This window comes from Pseudoalteromonas sp. SG41-5 (genome assembly GCF_014164495.1).
Taxonomy (GTDB): Bacteria; Pseudomonadota; Gammaproteobacteria; order Enterobacterales; family Alteromonadaceae; genus Pseudoalteromonas; species Pseudoalteromonas rhizosphaerae.
The window spans coordinates 1-8,215 of the sequence record NZ_JACJFH010000136.1 but is presented as its reverse complement, the minus strand read 5'-3'; the positions used below and the strand labels follow the sequence as shown (position 1 = coordinate 8,215).

The window sequence follows — 8,215 nt, the reverse complement described above, 5'->3', positions numbered from 1 at the left end:
CATCTTTAGGTTAACATTTCATCTCTTATCTGTTCCCCAATCAATTAAAAAACAAATGAAAAATAATTAAAGACTTGTTTTTAAATGTTTTTATTTTTTATTTTCTTACTGGATATATAAATTCTTTGAGCCTGTCAGTTGATTATTTACAGGTGTAATTAAAATTACATTTTTCCATAAATTGTCATATATTGGTGGTAAGTTGATAACATGTAATAACAAAGTAGCTTATTGCGTTAACTTGATACGGTTTGATACATAATTTTAACTTAAATGACTGTTGATATTAATATAGGCTACGATTTCAGTAATGCTATTTGCTAACAAGCACTCAAGGAGATTTTCATGGCGAAAAGAATAATTAAATTTACCCCAATTGCAGCCTCGGTTGCATTGACTCTCGGCCTAACTGGTTGTGGTTCAGATAATGATAATAACTATAACAAGCCTGACCCAGTTACAGTATATAAAGGCGAAGTCAGCACTAATTTTAATACCCAAGTATCTGGGAAAGCGGTAAAAGGTTCGTTAAAAAATGCTGTAGTGACAGTATCTACAGTCGATGACTCGGGTGAACCTGTTCCCGTTGCGTATCGTTTAGAGGCTGCGTCTGATGCAAGCTATACTGCAGAATCGACGACTTCTCAAGCTGATGCTGATGCCAAAGCACAGGCAATGGTTGCGGCAGCTAATCCAACTGAGACAATGACATCAATCACGGGTGCATATAATATTTACCTTGAAGACGGCTTTACGGGAGCACTTTATATTACGGTGAGTACGTCGAAAGAAGATGATAACAGTATGGTTAAATGTGATTCATTTACTGGTTGTGGCAGCTATGATGAAGCCCCAGCAGCATCTGAAGACGCTGGGATGATAAATAATGGTGATACTGCGATTGATTTTGGCGAATGGTACAAAGACGATCTTGAACTACAGGTTGTTAAGTTTATTAAAGCGCCAGTAGCGCCTGCAAGTGCTCGTGGTATTAATTTTGCGGAAGGTGATGGGAGTGGTGCACAGCAGTACTTTGCTAATGTGACTCTTTATACAAGTATTGCAGCAAAAATATTGTTAGATGGCGCTAAAGATGGTTCAACAGTCTCCGATGAAGCAGTTGCAGCGGCAAGTTTAAAAACATTAATTCAAATATTAGGCCCTGATACCGCAATTAAAGCAGCTTCTTTACTTGGTGATATTTCTCTTGGTGGTGCGGTTGACTTCAGTGATATTGGCGAAGGTGATTCACTGGATGCAGGTACTTTGGCATTAGTTCAAACTGCCGTTTCATTGCAGTCTGTTGCTGGGGCGGGTGCCAATGGCTCATTAAAAGACCTGATTGCAAGTTTGTCTGCCGCGGTTAAAGAAGGCAAAGTAAGCAACAGTGACAATGAAATTGTCCAAAAGATTGCAGCTGAACTACAAAAAGCCGTTGAGAATACTAGCCTTATTTTTGCCGCAGTAGTAACAGGTGAAGGCATTGATGAAGCATTTACTAAAGTTGCTGAAAACTTAGGTATTACCGATCCTGATGAGATTGCAAAACTCAAAGATAAAGCCACTAAAGCTGTTGAAGATGTGCAAGCAAAAGCAAAAGAAAAAGGCTTAGATAAAGATTTAAAAGAAACCGCAAAAGAAGTAAAAAAAGCATTAGAGAAGATTGGCTGTGAAGATAACTGTGATGCTGGTGATGACTTTGTAGCTAAAGTAGCTGCAGAATTAGAATCACAAATAACAACTATCACTAGCGCATTAGCAACTGCTACAACTTCCGTTTCTAAGGGCGTGACTGAACTCAATACAGTTAAAGAATTGGGGGATGCAGGTTTAGATACAACGGATAAAGTACTCGCTTATAGTTCAGCAGTATTCACTTTATCGGGTAATAAAGTAGCGTATAGCCAATTGCAAGTAGAGCTTTCTGCTGCGCTTAATTCAGCCACTTCAATTGCCAGCACTGCCGCAGGTTTAGGGGATGAATATCAGCAACTAACAGATAAATCAGATGTGTTAGTCAATGCCATAACAGCACAACTTTCTGCCGTTGTTACGTTAATTAAAGGTATTGCAGAAGAAGAAGCACGTTCTAATGAGGCTGTAGCAGCATTTGAATTAGCACTAGATGTTGCCAAAAATAATGCTAGTGTTGCCAATGCCTCACTAGGTTCAGCTGATTCAGCTGCAATGGTTGCTCAAGCCGATTTATCGACGGCTATGATGGCTGTTGATGCAGCAATGCTTGATACAAAAGAAAATGCTGTAGCTGCTCTTGCATCAGCACAATCTGCAATTATCCAGGCTATGGCTCTTAGTACTAAAGCAAATGAACTTGCCAGTGCTGCTGGCCAAGCTGAAACTGCTGCTGCATCGTTAGCGGCGATTGCTTCCGAAGAAATTGATAAAACAATGGCCGCTGAATTATCAGCAGCTGCAAAATTAAGTACTGCGTTTGCAACTGAACTTGCAGATAAAGCCGCTACTGCTCTTACAACAGCTACAACTCTTGAAACAAATGCTAAATCCACAATTGCTAAGTTTGAGCTGTTAGTTAAGGTAAAAGCAGGAACAGAACAAGCGCGTAGTGCTACGCTTATAACTAAAACTGGTGGCCAAGCTTTATTTGATATTTCAGAAGTAATCTACGACGTATTGACTGAAGCATGGGATTATGGCGATGAAGGAGTTGATGTGGTTTCAACTCGCTATCCAGCTTGGACTTACAGTTTTGATAAAGATGATTTAGAGCTGGATCTTATGAATACAGTAACAGGCGAAAAGGTTACTGTGAATGGCTCCATCAACAACAAAGCACTTATTTTTGCTTTTGGTGGTATGATAAAAAGCGAAGATGGTGCGGTTATTAAAATCGAAACACTAGCTAACATGAGTGATGCTTTAGAAGATTGTGTTGATGCTTACTATGGCGTAATCTCAACAGAGCAATCTGACTCATGTTTAGCAATTGACTTTGAGGAAGAAGTTAACTCAGATACGGCTATTGATGGAACTGTATTGGCTGTAAATGGTTGGAGCAGAGTCGAAATAATTGATGGTGATTCTGGTTTTGTGGGGACACTTTCATTAGCAGGAACCGACTCTTCTAGTATAGCTGCAATTACGGCTTCAGGATTAACTTCAGGCCTTAACTTTACCGCAACTATTTCTATTGATGGTAACTATCAAGAAGACCTTTACGGATTAGAAATTCAATTACATAATGGGTTTGGTTACGAGTTGTTCATTGGCGCTCGAGATGGTGAAGATTTCTCTGGGTCTGTTAATGCTAATTTCAATAATATGATTACGGAATTCGGACAGGTTACAGAAATAACAAATGGTATATCTGTTAAATATTATGATGGCGAAGTCATCGATTACACAGATATTACTTTCTTAGATTCGTCTAAGTAAAAGTAACTTTAAGAGGGAGAGTACTCTCCCTCTTAGCTAAAATAATAACAAGTGAAATAAGTATGAAAAAAAAAATTCTCACGTTAGGATTTTCCGCTTTTTTAATTACCCCTATTAGTTACGCTGCAGAGCAGTTTCAAGTCTTTACCACATTCGATTCAGAAGTGTACACAGAGACCCAACCAGTTAAAGCATTTATAGATGATTTTGACGCTCCATTAACATCCGGTGATAGCGCCTTTACTTATAATGTTTTTGAGTTTGGTGTTGGCTATGGAAATTTTAAAGTCGGTTATCAAAGCCGCTTTGATTATGTTTTAAGCTTTGATGCGGATACCGCGCGTTATTTGCATACTGAAAAAAATGACCTGCCTTTTGAAGATAGAAATTATGTTTATTACCTAGACGGTAAGCAATCAACCACCAATGGGTTGTTTGTTTCATATGATTTCAAATTTTTAGACTCTGACGCATTAACAATAACGCCTAAATTAACGGTTTTTGCTAGTACGCATTTTCAAGATCTGAAAGTCGAAGGCACAGTTTATAGTGATGAGATCCAAGGCGCATTAACGGTCGACTCTTATTTTTCGAAAGATATTTTATTTAAGCGATTTACTCCAGATGAGAACCCATCCGGCTTAGGGTACAGCGTTGATTTAGCCGTTAATTGGAAAATAAACCATGATTTAAGCGTTGGGCTACTTGCACAAGACTTACTGTATGAAACTGAGTATGAAAAAAGCGGTTTTGCAAATGGTTATACAACAGAGGTCCCGTTTACTGAAAACGATGATGGGGATATTGTCACTGAGCCAACAGTACGCTTAGCAACGTCTGAGTATGACAACGAAGTCACGCATAAATTTGATATGCCGGTGCGTATCAAAGTTTATGCAGATTATCGCATTAACGATTTGTTTTCTACTGAGCTGATGGTTAAACAATTTGATCAAGATACGTTTTCTCAATTAAAAGCACGCATGCACTTTTGGGATCATTGGGCAGTAATTGGTGGTTATGAAATAAAAAGTGAAGCATTTTTGCTTGGTATCGAGAACGATTATTTTGGTTTCAATATACAGACTGATAATCTCGATATTGATAAAGCGTATTATGCCAATGTAAATTGGTGCCTGAAGTTAGCGTTTTAAGGACTTGTGATGTTTAAAAAACTTATATCAGTTAGTTTACTTATGTCATTAGTTGGTTGTGGTGGCTCATCAGATAATGGCACAGCAGATACTTTACCGGCCATGCTGGAAACGTCTTCTACGGTAAGCTTTTATATTGCTCCTTGGCAATCCACTGCGGGTACATTAACGATCATCAATGATAACACGGGCTCTATAAAAAATATTGACGTTGCAGATATTAACGATGTTACTTTATCAGCCACAACTTTAAATTTTCATCATGTTGAATTTACCTCAAATGCAACGACGTTAACATGTCCAAGTTTTGCAGGTTGTGGTCGCACAGTCAGAAATAATCCGAATGATGGGAATGCCAATCGTCGTATTGATTATCAAGAAGTGATGGATATGACATTAAGTTACCGTGCTGATTTTTTTGCAGCTCCGGGCGAAAATAAGGTCTATTTATCACCGATCAGCTCAGTGATTAGCGACAATAACTTAGACATAAGCATAACCACGCAGAGCTTGAGTGCGACACCTTTTTATCACCTTACTCACAGCCAACTAAATGACAACCTTGAAGCTGAGGTGCTTACTAATGCACTGACTTTTGGTGTGATCTTAAAAAGAGCTGCGGATATCGAGGCGAGCTTAAATACAGCCAATAATACGGTGGTAGAACAACAGGCCCAGTTAGCAAGTTTGCCACTTTATCGTACTTTTGCAGATCGCTATGTGTCAGAGAATTTACTTAATGAAGATGGTAATCAATTATTACAATCCGTCGTTGGAGAGGTCAAACAGCAGCTCGTTATGATTGGGAGTGCTAGCAATATTTCGCCACAAGAACGAGATGAAGAGCAATTACACTCTCGTGAGTTACTCGAAGATGTGCGTAATATAATAGGTGTGGCACGCTTACAAGAGCAAACGTACAGTGATGAGCTCAAACAAAAGCTGACTGAATTTGAAACAATATTAGGCGAAGACTCGCAACAAGCTATTATCGTTTTAGGGAATGTGCTTTATGACGTGCTCTATAATTTTTCGCCATTAAATAATACCGACGCAGGTGTTTATAATTTACAGGGACTGACAATAAACTACCAACAATCCCCTTATTCTTGGGCTATTAGTGGCCAGTATGATGATCATGACGTACAACTAGATTTGAATATTCCACAATGGCAAGTAAGTGGACTGTTGGGTAATAAAGTCTCCGGTATTATGAGTGCTAAAGTGATAGGCCAAGATACTCAACTAAACGCCGATGTGAGTGATTTAGTGCTGTCGTTTGATGGTACTGACGATCCATTTTCAAATGATCAAAGTGAAACAACCGGGCAGCTGAATATAGAGACAACGGTATCATTAGAAAACGCCAATAGCGGTGTGTTAACAGGTGACATAAAGCTAAACGCCGATCGCTTCGTTACTCCTTTTGAAGAGCTTGTGACAGTGGTATCTGGTTTTGACTTTAAGGGTCAGCTTGTTAGTGAAAATCAAACGACACAGTTTAACTTACAAGCAATCGAAGCAACGCCATTTATAAATGAAGCTACACAGAATCTTGCATTTGCTGTGCAATTGATAACGCCATTAAATGGCGCACCGGATTTTCAGTTTGCTTATGTTGGTCGTTTGAATCGTTTAGCTGATATTACCAATGCAGAGATTGCCTTACGGCTAAAGAATAGAGCACTTGAAATTAACTTACGTACAGTAGGCAATAATATTAATGCTGTGATCCACGGTGCTCAAGGTCGCTGGTTAGATGTTAAGCAAAAAGGTCGCAACTACAGTGGTGGATTATATTTTGGCGATACACAAATCGCAGATGTAACAGCGGTAAGAGGGGTGCCTGGTATATTATTTCCTGATGGGACATTTGAGTCGTTGTTTTAGTAGTATAAAGGCGCTTATTTGCTAATATTTAAGCGCTTTACTATTATCGGCTACACTGTTGCTTATTTTTTTCGATATAGGCTAAAAGTGTTCTTTGCTCTTTCATTTTACTTATCTCGTTATTGAGATCGGCTAAAATTTCCTGCCACTGTGGATTTGCTTTACTTACCATGTAATACAATGGTTTGTAAGCGAGAGCAGGGGATAATGGAACCAGAGCGTTTTTCATTTGTTGCTTTTCTTTTGCTGAAGCGACAGATTTTTCAATACTGGCAATTAACACATCATAATCGGCTACAATCAGGTTGACTCTCAGGCTCATTAGTAAATGAATTAGCTGATACTCATTATTGGCAATAATGGTATTAATTTTTTTTGAATCAATCAGCTCATCGAGTTCAGGGGTGTTTTTATATGATCGGACCACACCAATAATTTGATCTTTTATTGACTCTAAACTGCCGTTATAGTTTGAGTTATTACCTCTGAGTGCGATCAGTGACAAATTACCACCAGGAACTGCTGAGGATAAAGCCAGTAAATCATTGCGTGTTTTACTCGGCCTATTATCTGACATAATGGCATCATCAATAAAATACTCGGGAAATAAAATATCCGCTTTTCCTAACTCGGCTGCTCTAACCGCTCTCGCCCATGGAAAAAATTCAATATGCACACCATAGCCTTTTTGCAGCAACAGTTTAACGGTTAATTGAAACAGCCAGCCATTGTTGCACAATGATTCATCGATATAAGGAGCCCAATTTAACGTGACTAGTTTTAAAAGCCTTTTGCCACCAATGTTATAGGCATAACCATATTCATATCGTACTGCTGGCGCAATGATTGTTTGCTTACCCACTTGGTAACTAACAGGGGTCATAGTTGCCTGTGTGAACCCGCAAAATAACAATAAAAAGACTAAGTACTTTTTCATTTATTTGATAAGTTTTCGTAATTATTACTAAAGCTTAGTCGCATATATGCATTTAACAACTTAAAAAGACGATAACTAAAATGCATTGGCAATGTTTATCGTTGCAGCCGTTTGAAAAGGAACGGGTAAATGATGGCATGTTTTTTATGTGTTTTTATTGGCAAGGTAAGGAGTAACAGCAGCTATCAGCGCCTACACAAAAGTTACTTGGCTTGCTTAAAAATACGTTAGATGCAAGAATAAAGACGATAATTTATTCATTCTACATAAGGAACAATGTTTTGCGTTTAACGCCGCCCTAAGTTATTCCTCCTCTAAATCACCGCTGCGTGATACCTATATACCAAACATTGGTAGGCATTTATGTGCCGTTTTAATAAATAAAAAAACATTAATGAAAATGCGGTTGTCATCGTTTAGTAAAGCATTGTCGGTGTTTTATTGACTGCTGTATGCGCGTTAATGTTAACTACATGACAAGGTTTTTTATGTTAGAAAAAATAAAACGAGATTGGCTTTTTAACATCCGAGGGGACTTATTAGCAGGTACTGTGGTGGCGCTTGCGCTAATACCAGAAGCGATTGCTTTTTCTATTATAGCGGGCGTGGATCCTAAAGTCGGTTTGTATGCTTCATTTTGTATTGCCGTGGTTATTTCGATAGTGGGTGGACGACCAGGGATGATTTCTGCTGCTACTGGCGCTATGGCTTTACTGATGGTTACCTTAGTTAAAGAGCATGGTTTAGAATACCTTTTGGCGGCGACATTACTCACCGGTGTGAGACAAATTATTGCAGGCTATTTAAAACTGGGGAGTTT

5 protein-coding genes are annotated in these 8,215 nt (G+C 38.7%); 4 read left to right on the top strand and 1 reads right to left on the bottom strand.

Annotated features, from left to right (window positions below; genetic code table 11):
- The first annotated feature begins 345 nt into the window (after positions 1 to 345).
- From H5232_RS21305 to H5232_RS21295, 3 genes are all read left to right on the top strand, one after another.
- Entirely contained in the window at positions 346 to 3,414 is a 3,069-nt protein-coding gene (locus H5232_RS21305) for a hypothetical protein (protein ID WP_182831468.1), read from the top strand.
- Between the two features lie 62 nt (positions 3,415 to 3,476).
- A complete protein-coding gene (locus H5232_RS21300; RefSeq protein WP_182718743.1) occupies positions 3,477 to 4,568 on the top strand; it encodes a hypothetical protein in 1,092 nt (363 codons plus the stop codon).
- A 9-nt stretch (positions 4,569 to 4,577) separates the two neighbouring features.
- Complete coding sequence (locus H5232_RS21295) at positions 4,578 to 6,458, top strand: hypothetical protein (protein ID WP_182760817.1); 1,881 nt, start codon at positions 4,578 to 4,580, stop codon at positions 6,456 to 6,458.
- Positions 6,459 to 6,501: 43 nt separating this feature from the next.
- Here the strand turns inward: H5232_RS21295 and H5232_RS21290 are convergent, their stop codons facing one another.
- Positions 6,502 to 7,341, bottom strand: coding sequence for an ABC transporter substrate-binding protein (locus tag H5232_RS21290; protein ID WP_259398518.1), 840 nt, complete (start codon positions 7,339 to 7,341; stop codon positions 6,502 to 6,504).
- Between the two features lie 542 nt (positions 7,342 to 7,883).
- Between H5232_RS21290 and H5232_RS21285 the strand changes: the two genes are divergently transcribed.
- A partial coding sequence (locus tag H5232_RS21285) for a SulP family inorganic anion transporter (protein ID WP_182831467.1) occupies positions 7,884 to 8,215 on the top strand: 332 nt, incomplete at its 3' end.

Excerpts from the sequence above, each read along its gene's own strand:
- H5232_RS21300 (WP_182718743.1), top strand. The coding sequence starts at position 3,477 with ATGAAAAAAAAAATTCTCACGTTAGGATTTTCCGCTTTTTTAATTACC.
- H5232_RS21295 (WP_182760817.1), top strand. The coding sequence starts at position 4,578 with ATGTTTAAAAAACTTATATCAGTTAGTTTACTTATGTCATTAGTTGGT.
- H5232_RS21290 (WP_259398518.1), bottom strand. The coding sequence starts at position 7,341 with ATGACCCCTGTTAGTTACCAAGTGGGTAAGCAAACAATCATTGCGCCA.
- H5232_RS21305 (WP_182831468.1), top strand. The coding sequence starts at position 346 with ATGGCGAAAAGAATAATTAAATTTACCCCAATTGCAGCCTCGGTTGCA.